The 18,157-nt window shown below is 41.1% G+C and carries 16 protein-coding genes; all 16 read right to left on the reverse strand.

Annotated elements, in window-relative coordinates; genetic code table 11:
- Nucleotides 1-37: 37 nt before the first annotated feature.
- Nucleotides 38-763, reverse strand: a complete 726-nt coding sequence (locus AC58PV_RS24550) for an HNH endonuclease family protein (protein ID WP_497435182.1) — start codon at nt 761-763, stop codon at nt 38-40.
- Between the two features lie 71 nt (nt 764-834).
- Complete coding sequence (locus tag AC58PV_RS24555) at nt 835-1,488, reverse strand: hypothetical protein (RefSeq protein WP_497435183.1); 654 nt, start codon at nt 1,486-1,488, stop codon at nt 835-837.
- A 22-nt stretch (nt 1,489-1,510) separates the two neighbouring features.
- Nucleotides 1,511-2,026 (reverse strand): hypothetical protein, encoded by a 516-nt coding sequence (locus tag AC58PV_RS24560; protein ID WP_497435184.1) that lies wholly within the window; start codon nt 2,024-2,026, stop codon nt 1,511-1,513.
- A 945-nt stretch (nt 2,027-2,971) separates the two neighbouring features.
- Entirely contained in the window at nt 2,972-3,580 is a 609-nt protein-coding gene (locus AC58PV_RS24565) for a DUF8548 family protein (protein ID WP_497435186.1), read from the reverse strand.
- Nucleotides 3,581-3,625: 45 nt separating this feature from the next.
- Entirely contained in the window at nt 3,626-4,849 is a 1,224-nt protein-coding gene (locus AC58PV_RS24570; protein ID WP_497435187.1) for a type I restriction enzyme HsdR N-terminal domain-containing protein, read from the reverse strand.
- 14 nt (nt 4,850-4,863) lie between these two features.
- A complete protein-coding gene (locus AC58PV_RS24575; protein WP_497435188.1) occupies nt 4,864-5,190 on the reverse strand; it encodes a hypothetical protein in 327 nt (108 codons plus the stop codon).
- A 576-nt stretch (nt 5,191-5,766) separates the two neighbouring features.
- On the reverse strand, nt 5,767-6,495 hold the full coding sequence (locus tag AC58PV_RS24580) for a hypothetical protein (RefSeq protein ID WP_497435189.1): 729 nt from the start codon (nt 6,493-6,495) through the stop codon (nt 5,767-5,769).
- A gap of 257 nt (nt 6,496-6,752) precedes the next feature.
- Complete coding sequence (locus AC58PV_RS24585) at nt 6,753-7,226, reverse strand: hypothetical protein (protein ID WP_497435191.1); 474 nt, start codon at nt 7,224-7,226, stop codon at nt 6,753-6,755.
- Between the two features lie 96 nt (nt 7,227-7,322).
- Nucleotides 7,323-7,718 (reverse strand): hypothetical protein, encoded by a 396-nt coding sequence (locus tag AC58PV_RS24590; RefSeq protein WP_497435192.1) that lies wholly within the window; start codon nt 7,716-7,718, stop codon nt 7,323-7,325.
- Between the two features lie 48 nt (nt 7,719-7,766).
- The gene (locus tag AC58PV_RS24595) at nt 7,767-8,705 is read right to left on the reverse strand and encodes a DNA adenine methylase (protein ID WP_497435193.1); all 939 of its coding nucleotides are present in this window, start codon (nt 8,703-8,705) and stop codon (nt 7,767-7,769) included.
- A complete protein-coding gene (locus AC58PV_RS24600) occupies nt 8,692-9,681 on the reverse strand; it encodes a hypothetical protein (RefSeq protein ID WP_497435194.1) in 990 nt (329 codons plus the stop codon). Before AC58PV_RS24600 ends, AC58PV_RS24595 begins: the two co-directional genes overlap by 14 nt.
- Nucleotides 9,682-10,402: 721 nt before the next feature.
- Nucleotides 10,403-10,717 carry a hypothetical protein gene (locus AC58PV_RS24605; RefSeq protein WP_497435196.1) on the reverse strand — a complete coding sequence of 105 codons (315 nt, stop codon included), beginning with the start codon at nt 10,715-10,717 and terminating at the stop codon, nt 10,403-10,405.
- A 126-nt stretch (nt 10,718-10,843) separates the two neighbouring features.
- Nucleotides 10,844-14,239: a hypothetical protein gene (locus AC58PV_RS24610; protein ID WP_497435197.1), complete on the reverse strand. Its 3,396-nt coding sequence runs from the start codon at nt 14,237-14,239 to the stop codon at nt 10,844-10,846.
- A complete protein-coding gene (locus AC58PV_RS24615; protein ID WP_497435198.1) occupies nt 14,229-15,776 on the reverse strand; it encodes a hypothetical protein in 1,548 nt (515 codons plus the stop codon). Before AC58PV_RS24615 ends, AC58PV_RS24610 begins: the two co-directional genes overlap by 11 nt.
- Nucleotides 15,777-15,948: 172 nt before the next feature.
- Nucleotides 15,949-17,556, reverse strand: coding sequence for a stalk domain-containing protein (locus AC58PV_RS24620; protein ID WP_497435199.1), 1,608 nt, complete (start codon nt 17,554-17,556; stop codon nt 15,949-15,951).
- 150 nt (nt 17,557-17,706) lie between these two features.
- On the reverse strand, nt 17,707-18,156 hold the full coding sequence (locus AC58PV_RS24625; protein ID WP_497435201.1) for a hypothetical protein: 450 nt from the start codon (nt 18,154-18,156) through the stop codon (nt 17,707-17,709).
- Nucleotide 18,157 lies beyond the last annotated feature (1 nt).

Consider the following 18,157-nt stretch of genomic DNA (forward strand, 5'->3'; position numbering starts at 1 on the left):
AACCATAAGTCCAATTTACTAGAGTCCTCTTATGCCTTTAACTTGCCGGACATTCACTTTCTAACCAATACCCCTTGATGTCTCCAAGCAAGTCTCGTACAAACTCATCTAAAACTCTATACATTACAGATTGGTGCTGATTGTTTTCCTTTCTAACAATAATCTCCAAATTCTCAGGTCGGTTATCATAATGGTTCAGATTACGGTGATTTACAACATACTTACTACCTCTCCCGACTGATTGAATAGCCATATTAAAGTCCATATACAGTGCTGCGATTAATTGATGATCTTTCAGATAAATGAGGTTACCCTCCCACACGATACCAAGATAATGCTTTTCTCCTAATCTTGGCTTACTTTTCATTAACCTCTTCCTTTTCACGATAAAGGTTTTACCGTCATACACGATTTTCGGCTGACCAGTTTTCTTATTCCTTAGTATTAGTTGTCGACCAAACCCCTGAGTGGAGATCTCATGTGTTTCATTATTAAAGTAATAGACCTTACCTGTTTTCCGGTGAACTAAAATAGTGTACTCTGCGAAGTAAGTGTAATCAATACCTTCAATTAACTGCTTTTTACGGTTTTTCATTAAACCTAAAGCCTTCTGTTTGTCTGACCATTCTGCTTTGATCTCAATATCATTAGCAGCTTCATCGAGCACCGGTTCCCATTTACGCCATTTCTCGGAGACAAGTTCATCCGTCACATTGACTTCAAGCACGATACCCTCAGATACTGATAGAAACTTTTTAATCATGTTCAACAACTCCTTCTAGTTTAATGGAGAAACTCCTATTTAATCACCATAATAAATCACTTAGCATTATCTTAAACTGCGGCGACGAGTTCTTTTTCTGATACCCCTCTGGAGAGGACTGCTTTTTTAAGCTCTTTATGTTTTAAAATAAGTTCAATAAGTGCTCCCAGGCTATCGTACTCCTCCAAGAAGCTAACGTGATCTGGCTTATTCCAAGGAATCAGGATAACGCTACTCAGATTGCTGTACTCTTTAGACCATATTGCTATCTTGTTGATGCTTCTTACATCTCCTTTTAATGCTTTTCTTAATGTGTCGGTTAGACTGGATGCATAGTTCTCAGAAATGAGATCCTCTACCAGTTCAAATATCTCTTTCGTTAGCTCGAAATCTAGATCTAGACCTTCAAAGTCTTGATCTTCACTCACTGATGGTTCAATAACACCTTTATGCCCTCTCTCATACTCATCTCGACTTATAAGTGGTACTTCCCGTTTAGCTTTTGCCATACTATCATTAAGTTCACAGGCATAACCGTAAGCTCCAGTATTAAACCCACGATTCACATATTTCAAATTACCGTTCCACGCATTCTCAATAGCCATACTTAAACCACTTTGCTCTAAAGGAGTCCATTCACCTTCTGGCTTATTTGGAATGGCATTAGCGACTTGGTTTTTCTCCAACAAGTCTCGGAATGATTTATTGACTGAAAATGTGATCATTGAGTTTCTCCTCCTTTAATGTTTAAGCTTTGAACAGTTTGACCAATTCGTAGAATCTTGCTTTGTTTTTCAATCCAAGTTTTACAAAAGCTTCATCAGCTTTCAGTTTTTTGTCTTCAAAATCGATGTAGACTTCGTAAAAGTTAACTGGGTATTCCAAAGCTTTGCGTCCTACTTTACGAGCCACGATAGCTTCCTTCTGAGAAATGAAGTTTTTAGTGTAAGTAAAAACTCTATAAGCTTCATCAGGAAGCAATACTCCACCATCTTCTTCATCGAGAAGTTCTATATTTGCACTTTTGTTTCTAAGTGTGGATATCAGCTTATCCAGTTCGTCTATTGAGTTTGCTACCTGACTGAACCCCTTGATTACGATAATGTCCTCAGCTTTTAATTGCTCAAGCATTACATCGAGTTTGTTACCGTTTGGATTACCGTACTCATCAACAAGATCTACGAAAAGTTTATCAACTTTGGCTTCTTTTCTAAATGCTTCAATTTCCTTAAATGTTCTTGCACGGACATAACCAAGTTTCATGAAGTCCAAGACCCCTCTCTTAGTAAATAGCTGCAGATATCATTAAGAAAGTTACGAAAGATACCCCAGAAGCAACTCCTGACACCTTTCTAACCAACATCGAATTTCCATTATCCGTAGTCATCGCTAAAGTTCTAAGGAAAGATACTACGAATAAAAAACCAGTAAGGCAAAGAGTTGAATTTGTGAAATCTACCATATTAAGCACCGACCTTTTTAAGATTTTTGAAATCCTTTACTTGTATTTATAATACCATGAATAGTACGTAAATACAAGTAAATTAACGTATTTTATATATAATTTACGAACTTTTTTTACAAAAATACTTAACACCGTTAAGCCACCAAAGACCCCTTAATCGAGACAAGGGAAGCGAGGACGAGCAAATAGACCTGAGAAGGCTGAAACGATCCGTAAGTGGCATTGTGAGAGCCGTAGCGACGATAGGGATAGTTAGCAATTGGCAGGAGCTTACGAGGGCTACCCTAACGGAGGGGATCGGAGGAAAAATGGGAGTTACTGAAATGGCTTTGGGACAAATACTCGGCTACCGGTTGTTAACTCTGGAAAAATAAGCTGTCTGCACGGGTACACGGATTAGGTTGATAAAAAAAAAATCAAAACTCTGGGCGAATTACAACTGGTGATGCCTAACCTCTACCCCCTATGCCCCCTCTTAAGATTATTACGTAGGTGTTAACCAACACTTTTCAGTTATTACCTAAGTAGTAACAAGGGGCTTAAAATGGCTTAAAATATCTTAAAACGGGTTAAAAGGGATTAAAATAACTTAAAAAGCCTTTAATTATTTGTTGAGACAAGGTAAATGGACAGAACGCCGCGCATATGCTGTTGAGTGAAACCACAGCTTATCCCAGGGCGGCGATTTCGCCCCTTTTACATAAAAAGAAAGCAGCTGCTTACCACGGCGGCTGCTCTCTTTGCTATTTACGCCTTTCGGACATGTATTTCCAGATGCTATGATCAAAATGAGATTTAGGAACTCCTAACAGGTCAGCGGTGGCATTGATCGTATCCTGGACATCCATATAACTAATAAAATGAATACCAGCTTCCTTAAGAAAGTTCATTAAGTGACGATCAACAGCATTGGTTTCAAACCCTGCAAGTATTTTGAAGTAGTCCGCTGTTTTATCTTTAATACCACTGATTTTCATCAATTTCACTCTATTACCGTCATTGGATAGCCAGTTCCTCAAATCCACCACTGTCTCAACTTTTTCATACCGGAAGAAGGAAGTGACCTCAAGTACTCTTATCGCCTTGTCACCCTCAAAGTTTAACAGTCTTGTAGCCGGCTCTCGGCTGAGTAATTTTAAAAAGCCCGATGTAGTTGAAGCTTCAGGGTAATTATCTCGAATACGCTCAGCTCGGGGTTTTACCACTGTCTCATACTTTATTCCCGATTGGAGAACTGCATCGACGATTAAAGCACCCATATGCTCATATGAATCGATTTCGGTCTGAATTTCAAACCCCTCAAGAGTCTTAATGAACTCAAGAAGCTTGCTTGCCCTTATACTATTACTCATACTTTCGACCTCCATCCGATTACCACTGATTACAGCGAGCGCATATCACATTAGCTTCTTAACTACCCGACGCTTCGACTTCGACTTGTTCTTCTTAGGTGCGATTTTAGTGCGGAGTTTCTCACGTAATGTCGCATAGAAGAACAAGCGGAAAATGAACTCTTTGGCATCGTCCCAAGAAATACTGCGATTAGTTGGCAAATACCCGAGATCAATCTTTTCGTCAGAAATTAAGAAGTCACCATGCTGAGCCATAAAGTCAAGGACTTCTTGCTTCTTTCTTGCTCCCTTGTTGACCGTCATTTTCCCATCATGTAAAATGCGACAGGTCTCGTTGCCAGTAGTTTTAACAAGTGAACGGTCTAAATTTAGTTGAAGTGCGTTATGTGCACCGTTTATATGGTGGTCGATCGACACAAAGAGCGCCGTGCGTCCTTTTCTGTTTCCAAACATAGGGTGATCTTTAGTTGCACCCGTTCCAAACACCGCTAATCGATAAATTTGCTCATTGCCATCAAGATCTTCGACTACAAAACCTCGATAATATCCAGTGAAATTACCCCCTGCTGCATTACCGTACGTCAAATAGCTATACGAAATATCCTCTTTGATCGTTATTCCATATTTACTCAAGGGTAATTTGGATGATATTTCCTCGACCATCAGCATATTTTGGAGTTCTGCCATGAAAGGATGGAGTTCGGGTGAAGTATCTTCACCAATGTATCCCTCGTTTATAAGGAATGAATGATATTTCTTGTAATTGACTTCCAAATAATTGAGTCTTCTCATCCTCAACGAGTTATTTGCATATATCACATTCTTACCAATAAAATTTTCATACGAGTATAGATCGTCCGCGAGTAATTTGACTTCACCATTCAGATTGACCTCATAAATTGCTGTATGACTTCCGTTGGTTACCCCGATATAAGGACACTGTAGGATTTCTTGGTATGAGAGTGCTTGACTAAGGGTCTGATCCGTAATTTCTACATGAGGTGCCTTTACTTCAAATACAATTAAAGGCTTATCGTGATCATGTCGATTCTCTCTAAACCAAACAACCACGTCTGCTCTCAATAATGTACTGGAGTCAACATGATTTAACGGATATTCCGTTGTTATAGCTTCAATAGGAACATCCATTTTTTCAATAAGAATTTGAACAAGCTCTTGTCTTACATGCTCTTCTGGTGTGGCTTGAACCAGAATGCTGCGAGTTGGATCGAATAATGCGGCTTTAACTCGTCGTTTTTTCCGACTCATTTATTTACCTCTCTCTAAGACATCACATAGAAAGCAAAAGGAAAATGCTCAATGATACCAACATCAATTAATTCATGATATCCATTTTTAATATCTTCGTCATTAAGATTAATAGTTGAATCTATTTGATTAGACTGATCGACCATTATGACATGATTTGTTTCCACACTGACATATACAACAAGGAAAATCGTTGGTTTCTTGTTTTCAATCTTCTCATCTAGAGAACAGTAAACCTTATAAGGAAATTCGTATATTAACTTCTCAAGCTGCCGAATTTCATCGATATTGAGTCTTTTCAATTCTCCGGTTTTCCATGTCATTAATTGATCAAAAGCCAAATTAGTGCCTCCTCAGTAAGGTTGATCAAGTATAATTTCGACAAAAGTTGATAAAAACCCTACGTTCAAATTGGCTAATTTCTCCAAAAAATAGCAACTACTTATCACACGGCTGCTCTCTTTGCGACAAAACTGTTCATTCTGCCTGGGTGGGCGGGTGTGTCTGCATAGAAGAAACCCTTCTCGTCAAAACTGTCTTTGTTATTAAGCAGGTAATAACTCATCGGTTTCGTTTATTACGTAGGTAATAAGTTTATTGCTTAGTCGCGGGACAAAGTCTATTGGACAGGATCGGGGCATATGTTGTGCGTGTAACCACAACTTATAGGCACAGTTTGACTGCAAACACAAAGAGAGCAGCCGTGAACGGCTGCTCTCTTTGTGTGCTTATAAAGGGACTTGTCCAAGTGCTACCCCTGCTTAATACTTACTGACAAGTTATCGACAAAACGGTTGGAAAGCCTCGCCGTAATAGGGTTGATGTGTTCTTCTACGATACCCCGAAGCAATATCAGGTATGCGGATCGGGGATTTTAGACATTAGTCGTTACTGTGTATTTAAAAGTAGGCTCAGACTTACGTTTGCCTATTCGAAGTACTCTCAATAAACTTGTCTTTATAAATTTTACCAATCAAATCGAGAAGCGTGTTCTCTTCCAAGTAGAGGATCACTTCTTCGGTTAGTGCTGTTCCATCAGGCTCAACTCTGATATCTGCTAGACAGTTGTTATACTTTTTGACAAACTCTCGAGCTGCTTTCTGCTCGGAAACGAATTTTTTCGTTACAATCGGATTTTTGACTTCTTTTTTTGTCTGAACCACTACCGCATCGACTAGAGGATCGATAACTTTGATCAAGGATTCCCCCATTTGTTTGAGGTGAGCCTCCACGATACGGAGCACCTTGAAGTTAAATTCTCGCTCTCTCTTAGCAATTACTTTATCTTCCACCGATGCGTTACGGTCAGACAGTTGAAAACTCTGTTCAGATCCATCTTCTGAGTAGATGGATTTGTCTATCCTCACATGAGGTATTTTATTCTTCCCGATTTGTACTCTGGACTTACCTATAACTTCTTCAATGGTTTCTCGCTCACCGTAGTTAATAAGACTCTTGACATCCTCTTTCATCTTATTTTCTAAGAGGTCGCTGACCAACTTGCTTATGGCATCTCTTTTATAATCAGCATAATCAGAAGTTTTAAGACCCTTCGCGTTTAGGTCATTAAGCTCCTTTAACAGGCGAGCAATTTTCGCATAGTCTTCCTCATGGAATCTTCTCTCGTTAACGCTGAATGTAATCACTTTCTCACACCCCTCACACCAATAATATCGGTTAGAGTGTGACGTAGCTACAGGGGAATAAACATTCGATGAATAAGACCACCCTTCGGTCGGGTGTTAATTACCGAAATAGCGTTTTAAGCGCAATATAATGACAAAAATCCCTAGGCGGGGTTAGGGCAAGACGAACGGATCGATTTTGAGCCGCATGTCCGGCGATTTGAGCAAGGGGTTGGAGCGTCCAGAACCGATGAACGCTCCAACGGGAGTGAGGGGGCTTAGAGGGCGAATTCGAAGACGATTTCCCCATCCTCTAAATCATCAAACGAATCATCATCGATTTTGAAATTGTAAATTAAAGTTGGACTATAAGTAGCACTCAAACTGATATTTGACTTAATATATCCTACAACCTTTTCAACCAGTTGTATGATTGGAAACCAATTGAGAAAGTCCTTAATATTCTTAAGGCATTGTGTATTGAAATATGAACGGAAGTCAGTCATAAAATCTTCAATATCATTTATAAACTCATCTCCCGATTTTACTTTCCCTGCTAAGATAGAGTTGTAAATAGCCTTATACTTATTCTTTTCAGTTATACCCTTTCTATTGAGCGTACTGAATAAACTTCTCATGTGTATCTTAACAACTGGACATGATGTTTTATATTCTTCAGGATTAAAATCTAATACATACACTTGCCCATCAACTTCATAACCATTTTCAATAGTGGTAGATTTCTTAATCATGTTCAGTTTCCTCCTGCGGCTTAACGCCGGTTATTTTGTGGTTGGGGGCTTCGATACCCCGACAAGGATGCGCTGTGCGCATTATATGTCAATAAATTACTTGCATCTCAAGTGAAACCGTTGGTTGTTTACGTCTAAATGCGTCCTGGCTTCCAATCCAATACCCCATCCTCTATATTTAGATTCCATCTTGTCGATCAGTTGCAAAACAGCAAACCACCTTGGGAATGACTCCTCGTTCATCGCATGAGCAGCTATGTACGCTTCGACCTGTTTTCTAAAAGATCGAATACGTTTACCATTACGTGTTTCCGCGCTGATGTACATCTCTGCGACAAAAACGTCAACTTGAAGCTGTAAATACAGAACAATAGCTTGGGTTTTACCAACCTCGGTCAATTTGACAGCTATTCGCTTTGGATTGAAATCTAGTAAATAAATCTCATCATTTATCACATACGCATTCTTAAATTCGGGACAAGCCTTCAACATACAAAACACCTCCAAGAATTTTAGGTATGGCTACCCCTCCGAGGGGCTTTACAGGTAATACTGATAGTCGTGCGGGATTGGGGGAAGCACGTACTCTGGGAGCGGAAAATTCGTATAGATAAATTCAGGACGCTTTCGACCTGTTCCTGAGCTACTCACATGAACGAAGCCGACGAAGTAGCAGTAGAGGAGTCCTCTTCTTACATAATCGTTGTAGATCTCGTTAAAGTAATTCGAGATGATAACCTTCGCTCTGCAGGATTTTGAGACGACTCGGTCTAACATAATGATGTGGTCAGTTGTATAAAACTTGTCTTCGTAGTCTTCTGTCTCCTTCGTAATTTTTCCGACATCTGTTAAATATGGCGGGTCCAAGTAAATCAATGCATCCTCGCGGTGCTTAAGTTTTATAAAAGGCTCGTTATAGCCCTTATTGAGAAATTCCACATCTCTGTATATCTTTGTGAGTGGAGTCAACTTCCTCCGCAGGTTACCAATGTTGATCCCTTCATCAACTTTTAACTGACAAAATCTTGTCCGGTTGGCTGCGCGGCTGTACTTGCTTACCACGTAAGTAAGGATCGCTGCGTCTAATGCGTCTGTACTGGGGGCGCGTCTCCATTTTACAAAGTCTTCAAAATCTTTTTCAGTTATAGACCCTGGGTTACTGTAAGCCCCGATACCCCTGATCAGATAATTAAACTGGGTAGAATCTTGAATCGCTCTGTAGAAACTGACTAGACCTCGGTCTTTTTCGTTACCAATTCGATCGATACGGTAGTTCTTGTAGTGTGTGTGGAATCTGTTACCTCCGAGGAAGAGATCTCCGAAGATGTTCATGTCGTACTCATATATGCAATGGTCAAAGATCCGAATAAGCGTCTTCAACAGGGCGCTCTTCCCACCGAGGGTAGGAATGGGGTCTTCAACCCCATTCAGTAGATTTCGGATGCAATCATAATACATTGTGAATTTAGGCTGCGACATGATTGGAAACCTCCTCTAGCATTTTTTGGCTAAAGTGGAAGATGTAGAACTTAACACCAAGCCTCTGTTTTCTCAAATCATTACTTTTCTTCTGCATTTTTGTCGTTTTCTTCTTAGGCTTCTTAGCATCTTGTTTACTTTCAACCGTTAAACCATTTTCTTTTAACTCTCTGACCTTTACCGTAATCGGCTTCCCATAGAGAGAAACATTTACTATTGCATCGTCATCAACCTCAACCAAATCCATTTCTGGCGTAGCATTTTCTTCTTCCTCGATAAGCTCGAATTCCTCATCTTCACTGTCGTACTCGACAATTTCGGCATCCAATACCCCGATGTGAGCAAGACCACCTAAGATCTCGCGGCGATACTTCTGCGATTGAATACGCCCCCTCGGATTGAGTACTGCCTGTAGAGCCGTTCCAGTGAAACCGACTACTTTAGTTCCCTCAGGCACATCCTGTTCTTCGTCAAGAATTACCCCTAGGTGACACTTATTATCAAAATCCTTTTTGGATTGACGAGCAAACCTAGACTCCTTTAATAAAAGCTCCCTTACAACTGACCTTGCATGACCCAACGATACTTGGTCATCCCATTCAAAGGACTTTACGTTACTCTCGGAAACTTCAGTTTGCGGGATCGGAAGATCACCATTAGCGTACTTGTCGTAAAGATCGTCAAGGTGTAGAAGCAAAGCTTCATAGATATGTCCATCGGCAGAACCAATTAAGTTCAGCTTCTTTAGAACTTGATTCCCATTAGTCTTGAAAAAGCTAAAGAGGAATGTTATTTGCCCACCAGTCAAATTACTTTTCACTTCAACATACAAAACCTTCTGCCCAAGCTCTTTAGACCAGTCCAAGAACAATTTCACATCAAAGCGCTTCAAGGCTTTCTCAAGATTTTCGCTCATAGCCTTACTCAGTTTCTTTTTCACTTCAATGTTCTTCTCTGCATCTTTTTTGGTTGTCATGATTGTTTGCCCTCCTAGGCTGATTTGGATGGTTGCTTACATAAGGAATGTCTCGTACTTCATGAATTACTTTCTCAACTCCACCCGAGCGATGTTCAACATTGTATTTGGTTGAATCGTCAGTATGGGAATTGGCATTTCTCAGTTTTCAAAGAACGCTTGCTTACATTGGTAGGTCTGCTACCTCTTGAGCAATTGAGCTTCAACTCCCCCAAAAATCAGGATAGATCCCCAAGATCTCGACTTTTTGAAGCTATCCGATTTTCAATGAACAATTTGATTTGTTTGGTTGCCTACACTTAAATGTCTGCTACCTCTTGAAGTGTTTTGTTTCAACTCCCCCTTTGGAGGTTCATGTCCTGATATGGATGTTCATGTCATGATTCATGAGGGATGATTCTGAATGTTGGGATGGATTACTAACTGGTCGGGTGGTTGGGTGAGTCGGAATGAAGTGAGAGGAATAAAGAAACTCAACTCTGGGCGAGTTGAGTTGTGGTGGATTGGTTTGTTGCTGTTGAATTTTAGTTTCTTTTTGAGCAGTTCTCTGCTTACTACTATCTTTTAGATTAGTGAGAATGTGTTGAAATCGATTTTGGTTTAGTAATTGTTTTCAAGCTGCTTGGAGAACCAGAAAAAGTCAGAATTCCCTTCCGCCGCTATATAAAAGAATCAAGACACAAAAAGAAGCTGCAATTTTTCATGCCAGTTCCATAACTCATTAATAGAAGTGTTCTTTTGACAGCTCCGTGTACTTACGAAAGATAGCGGTGACCTCCAAATGTGGGGTCAAACTCGAAACTTCGATTCGACCAAAGACTTCCTTTAGTTCATAGATGACTACCTCTATAGGCAAATTCCTCGAATTAAAGAAGTCTTCGACCTCGGTAAACATCTGCTCAATAAGTTTAAGCACAGGCTCCGGGAATTGCCAAGGCTGCACATCATAGAAGCCCTCATTTGGATCGATGTTTGGAACGATTGGGACGCTCCACGGAAACTTATTGTATATCGTTAATTCGGACAGTTTAGGCATTTAAGCGACCTCCCCAAGAATAGTGGTTGTAGCTTAACTCTGAATTCAAATTTTGGAAAGCTTATCAGGAAACAAAAAGAAAGGGCTCCCGTTTTAAGGGAAACCTTCTCTTTTGGGGTTACACTATCACTGAACCGAGCCAAATGTGTCCATTACCGATACATTACTCACTATGAATTGCGGAGATTGCTGCACCCCGATTTGACCAGTGGAGCTATCGGCAGTCATTTGAGCGTTACCCGCTTTCAATTGGATCTTTGTAAAGCCAGGTACGCCGACACTGAAGAATTTCGTTTTATCCGCCGGTACTGCAAGGTCAGGAGTCAACTGCATCGGAATCACATCACTATAGGCGAAGAGTGGGAGTGCGAAGTTAGTTACATACTCCCTCACGATTAGCAAAGTTGAATCCTCCGAATACCAACCTTTACCCACAGCGATATCATTCGATCCACGAACTGCGGCTGCTAGGGAAGCAAACTTCGCTTCTGTGAGCTTATCGCCGCTACCCGACTCGAAGGTGTTGAATACATTATCGCCAGTAGAAATGTGCATACGCTCAAGAGCATCCTTAAGTTCTTGGGAAAGGTTGTTCAGATCCCGAGATCCATCTAACCCCACCAATTTACCGCCACGTACTTCGAGAATGTGACTCTTAACAGTATTCGACTTTTCCTCAACTGTTAACTTGGATGTCACACCGCCAAAGTCCTTGCCGTTGATTACGAACTTGCCGTTAGCGTCGAATGTTACTTCCCATTTACCTGTAGCTTGGTTCTTAGTTGCATACTCAGCCAAGTAGGAATCGTTAATTGTATCTGTATTATACGAAGATGAAGTATTCCAACTGTTCTTATAAGCCGAGCTGCCGAGATCCAAAGCGAATGTCTTAATTTCAAGATCGCCCTTAACATCGAAATTGTTAGTTGTGGCAGATCCCTTATAAATTACATCCTTGTTGGAGTTAAGACGGGTTGACAATGCCTTAGCTGCCGAATCAGTAGCGGTACTCATACCAGATACCGTTGGAGTAACTTCTAAATCAACAAACTTTGCCTGATTGTAGCTTACTGGCTGAATCGCTCTTGCCTTTTCACCTGCGGAGAAAGCGATGGATGTGTTACCCGAAGCATCATCATACCCCATGGCAACCTCAGGATAGACAGAGAATGAATCCTCACTTTGCTTCGTTTGCCAGTAAAGTCCGTTTGTGGATTCAGAAGTCGGATCAAACTTATTCGTCGCAGGGCTATCTTTTGAAATATAGTGCTTGAAGTTTACAGATAGAAAATAATCCGCTGTACGAGTGTTTTGGGAAGCTGTTCCCGACCAAGTATACGGATAAGACCAACATCCCGTTTTGCCACACGACTCACTCCATCTAGTTTCACTGTAATTATAGGTCGATGATGGGCTTTTTACCCCATATGCGTACTCGGAACTTTTCTTCACAACAGACTTTTCATCGACTACACCTTTACTTGCCGAGCCAATCTTGCCACCGAATAGGTTGAAATTATTTACCCAGTCAGCAAGCTTCGTATTATATACCGATCCGTTATCCTTAATTGCAAGTAAATCGCCAGCCTCATTAAAGGAAGCAGATGTGCTGTAAGGAGAGATATTCTTGGTCGGTGAATCATTGAACAATTTGGCGCGGCTAACCCCCCAAGGTGTCGATGTTGGATCTACTAAACCAAATGTTAAATTACCAGATGGTGAAAGCCTTGGATTTTGGAATGTTTCTGACGGAAGGCTCAATGCGAATTGAGACTTATTTGTTTCATTTGGTGAAATGTTTGACCAATACTTCGTGAGCATCCATTGTGGGACATCGAGCTTAACGTCAATTGGTTCACCTGGGATATCCTCCTTGGCTTTCACGAACAACGTCATCTTAGCGTTCGAGGAACCACCAGAACTCGCGTATTTGTTCTCAACAGAAGAAGTCCCGTCTCCACCAAGGTACTTATTCAAATCTACCGCACTCGGAACATCATATCCAAGCTCAATCGACCATGCACTGAAACCAGTATTAGGTACGGAAATGAACCCTTCTTTTCCCTGTTCTTCAATAACAAGTTTATCTTTATTAAGATTTTCGTTATCCTTTTTGTCGGTCAATACGAACTTTGCTGCATCCTCTGGCATGATCTCATAAGACTTACCTAAATGACTTACCAACATCCCATCTGTAATAACTTGTTGCTCGTACTGAGTTAGGTCAGACAAATGCTTGTTGTTCTTCTCGGACCAACCTTTTACTGGCTCAGTAAAATTCTCTCCAGTCGGATTACCGTTCTTATCAACTACCGTTACATGGACTTCTGCCTCGATTGCAGGGTTGTTCGCATATTTACCCGCAGACCATTTTTGGAACCCCCATGCTCCGAATGGGTTGACGGAAACGTCACCAGATAACGCAACCTCTTCGGAAACTGGCTTCAACGTTTTACTATAAAGATCACGCATGTAAGTGCGGAAACTAAAAGGCAGGTTACCATTTTCAGCATACGGCGAATTCCCCCCCATAGCAGAGGTGGATGCACCACCGTTAGTTACTGCCTCAGCCTCGCGATTTTCACTCAAGTTTTGAACTGTTGCGTTCGTAGGCTTCGCTGCTTTTTGAATATCAAGATACCAGTTAGCTGCATCATGAGCAGGCATGAACCCAAAATCTCGGCTTGTGTAGGCTCTGGCATCCTTTACGGAAATACCAACTACTGTCTGAAACAGTAAAGTCAGCTTATTTGCTTTAAACGAAGATTTTAGCTGACTTTCAAAGCCTGTGTACTCATCACCAGTCAAAATGCCCCGTTCCCTGATTAACTCAAGATACCCATCTAAAATCATACCTTCATTAATTTCACTATCGATATCTGGCGTGCCATCTTTTACGATGTAACGCTCAAGTATCGACTTCAAAGTGGAACCTACGGGATTACCTTCAGTCCCAGCTAGGCTACGATTAGGATTTTCGGGATCAATATTAAGAAGTGCTCTACCAACGACCTGTTCAAAATAGTTGGCGCTTTTCTCAGCATTATCTGCGTATTCAAGAGTCTTGTTCATTAACTCATTGTGACTTGAACCTGCCTCGCTGTCCGAATACAATGGGTTGTTTCCGTAAAGGTTTAGCACCCCATCTTTAGAGGTATAACCTAATAAACCGCTGCCTTCCCTACGGAACAAGGTGTCTGACACCTTGTTCGGGGCAATATACAACATTGTCTTTTCAAGGTCATGACTAAACTTGAAAGGATCTTCAAGATCAGCTACAGTAGCAACTTCACTTAGTAGCCCATCGGGATTAGCAATAAACCCTACCTGCAATGCTGCTACGCTATCTGAGGTTTGAAAATCACCTGCTGCGGTTCCCGATGTTGCGCCACCAGTCGATCCGTTTACCCCGCCTACACCTGCAGATGCTGCGTTAGTCACTGTTGGAGCTACAAACGATAAAGAAGAAGCTATAAGTGTTGTAGCCAATAGAACCTTTAAAGCTTTGTTCTTAGATCCCATTTTTCTTCCTCCCCTTATTAAATAGTACTAGACTTCCCATAGCACAACTTAGGGTTGCACAAAAGCCTAACCATAACCAAGTGATTGGATCGCCTGTATGCGGAATTGTAACTGATCCACCAAACACGATACCGGCTCCAAGGACTACTTTGGTTTGTTCAGAGTTAGGATCAATGAAGATCGTCTCGATCTTGCCAGTATCGTTGTCTTTCACCAAGAAGGATTCTCCTGGAGTTACCCCGAAGGAAATGGCGTTCTTACCTTCATATTTTTTATCAGCGATACTTTCCACATTGATAACTGAGAAGTTGAACGGCTTACTATCCTTGCTGATCTCAAGTGTATACTTCGGCTTCAATTGAACATTGATTATTCCCGAACCATCTTTAATGGTTAGAGAATCCGACTTTAAGGAAGCATCCGCATACTTACCTTCAACAGCCACTTTGTAAGTCCCATTCGAAATACCAGAGATCTTGCTGTTGTCTGAAGTAACGGTAAATGAGCTCGATACCCCTTCCAAAGTCGTTATGGTGACATCTAATTCCTCCCAAGATGTACTGAGATCCGTGTTACCAACTGGCGATAAGTTCACCTTTAACTCAGTTGTGTTGGTGGCAACTGCATTCTCGAAGACCACAGGAATTGTGATTGCTACTTTTTGCTGTCCCGTTACAAAGGTTTGTGGGAGCTCAACCTCAGCTTTATTGGAGCCCTTTACTACCTTGCCTGGAGATGAAATGAGAAACTTCCAAGTCAGCTTGTTACTGTCGATCCAAATTATACCTTCATCGTCTGAAGTTAGTTTAAATGCTCCCTTGTTATCTAGGAGTTTAATATCTACTGAAGTTTTCTTAAGTGGTGCACCGGACTCTGTTTGGAGCAACAGACCAACTTTTTTGCTGTTGGTCTCTAACGACCCCTTTAAAGGATGAAGGCTTGTCGCAGTTAAATCTTTGATTGCCTTCTCGCTACCTTCCTCACCCTCGAAATAAGTAAAACTGTCGATTCCGAATGAGTAGCTCGTATTAACCTTAAGGTCATTGAAACTGTACTGCCCTTTTTCATTCGGTTTCTCATTTCGGAATTTGATGTGCTCTACAACGCCATCTGCTTTTCGAAGAATAAATGCAAGTTGGTCGCCAAGTTTGTAACCATTGGGATGGTTGAAGACCAAATGATAAGCACCTTTTGTCTTATCGTAGTTTTTGCTGTTCCCGACTGCTGAGCTGATTATCTTGTTATCCGATACCGACCAAAGCTCCAACGTGAATTCGGGGATAAAAGCCTGAGCCTGATACAAAACAGCCAAATGAACGCCATTTGTTACTGTTTTGTTTGTGTTGTCGGTAACTGGCATCAGTGGAGCTGTTTCAGTAGAGACAGCTTTCGGTGTTTGTGTAGAAGTAACTGCAGCTTCAATCGGAACTGGCTTAATACTTGGCTGAGGTTGACTTTCGGCTGCTAAGATTGGTGAAGCTGAAATAACTGTAGCTAAAGTCAAAGTTGTAAAAGTCAAATGGAATAACTTCTTCATTTTCTGTCTCCTCCTTCTGTTTTGCTTAATACGAACATTTGGTTGAATATAAGAACTAACCTTAAATACTGTGTTTTATTTCCCTTAACAGGTGCTCAAATTGATGTGAAGTCTTAAAAAAATAAAAAGCGATGTCCCAAAAGACACCGCTCCGAATTACCCCACATCTGGGCTATAAAGTTGATCTACCAAACGTAGGGTCAGATACTATTGCTGATCCGTCTTTCAAAGCCTTTTGCACATCAACCTTTTCAAAAGCACCTGCTGCTGTCGTAAACCACGAATCGCCTATCTTAATTAGTATCTGTGCATGGTTTGCTCCACCAATAATTGAAGTGTTATAACCCTCCGCATCAAAAACAGCTGAATAAACCTGAGCTTCGGCATCACAGTCGCTTCTGTTATGTAGCAAATTATCTGCTGCCGAGGAGGGAGAACCGTCTCCAGGATCATTCTTATCCTTTGACAGATCGTTAGCGATGATCATTATTTTATATACTTTTATAATCTCGTCTTTACTGATACCTGCCTGTACTAACTCACCAATACTGTTCTCAGCAGACTTTAAACCTCTGTTTTGCAGTGATCGATCCCGAGTATCTCCTGACCATCTTGCCCCAGCTAAATACTTATTGTAGAACTCCGAATACTGTTCCCCACCAAAGACAACAGCATCAAACCCTTTAATAGCTCTGTTGACGATCTCAATTACCTTACTATACTCAGCCTGATCCTTACTTCCGTATGTGTGCTTACCGTATTGAACCTTAATTTTACCCACGATTTGACCAGTTTCACTTTGTGGGCTTAGTGCATCCTTCACCGTTTCAATACTAGCAGTTTGGGTTACAGGCTCCCATTCCACATTACCACCAAATGCCTCACCAATGAATCGAAGTGGAACCATCGTGTTACCATTTATAAGTTGTGCCGGGACTGCCAGTTTCATGTCCTGACCATTGACGGTTGCTGTTGGTTTACCAACTTGAAGGATAATCGTTGTCGAGCCTTTTGTTGAAGTTACAGTCTGTGTTGCATCTTCCCAACTCACTATTGCCCCTAGGGATTCAAATATACCCCTTAAAGGGACAAGGATTGAGCCATCCACATTAACAGGTGGCTGCTCGTAAGTCTGCTTTACACCGTTGATCTCTACAGAAGGTGATTGTGCTGACAGAATGGTTACCTCTGCGCTTTTCTTACTAACTGGCAATTGAACAACATAACTGGAGCCATCCAACATACCAAGTTTCTGTTTTATACTGGCAAGCTTAGCCCTGGCTGCTTTATCACCTTGGAACGTGGATATCCCATCAAAGGCTTTTGATACATCAGAGATTACGGACTTCAGTTCATCTTTACGCTCAAAATCACCAGAGGACAATCTTTCATCCACAGCATTTAGCACATTTAACGTGTTAGTGATAGTCTCTAGGCTGAACCCCTTTTCCTCTAAAACCTTTACAGCTAATTTTAAATTGAGAATCAGTGTTGCATCCTCCCCATAATCAGCCTGAACTTGTTGCACCGTGGCAACTACTTGGTTGCTCGGGTTAGATGCAGCTGCAGAAGATGTATGACCCCCACCGAGAATACCTCCTACCAACATTGAACTGATTAACAGACCACGGATTACAAAAGAGAAGTTTCTCTTAACAGATTTACTCCTTGTATAAACCGTAGTCATATGAACTTGTGTCTCTCCATCGTTGTTTTGACCCTTTTGCTCACTTTTACGAATTTCCGAAACGGCTTGAATCTCCTTAAAGTTATCTGACATATCTTCTTCCTCCTTGCTCGATAATTTAGCTATTTATTAAGAGCCGACAGTAAAACATCCACCGGCTTTCTTGTAAGTCATAAAATTAAAGGCATCTCGATATTCCAAGATGCCCCTTTTAATATGATTCAGTCATTACCACCTAATATTTTAATCCCGTCCTTTCGGTTCTTCCTTTACACCCTTCTCTTGGTTATTCATTGCCTCTAGCTTTTGTTTAAGCTTTTCTACACAAGGATCACACATTGTTATCCACCACCGACCGACACTCCGAAATACCCCTACCCCACTACAGTCGTAACAAACTACTTTAGACAACTTTTCGTACTTGTGAGTTAATTCATCTACTTCGTCCAACGCATTGCTAATATTAACATCCAAAACACCAAACATTTCCTTGATCTGTCTAATCTCAAGATTCACCTCAAGACCTCTGATCATATACAGCTCCTCAATTTCAGTAAAGAGTTTTACTAGCAAGTCATACCAACCGTCACCGCTAAGTTGGAAACCGTATTCAGTGTAAGAGGAATCGTAATTATACGGCTTTGCTGCCCAAGGAAATCTAGCTAAAAGACTATTTACAAGTTCTTCTCTCATT

Source organism: Paenibacillus sp. J22FR83 (assembly GCF_059691955.1).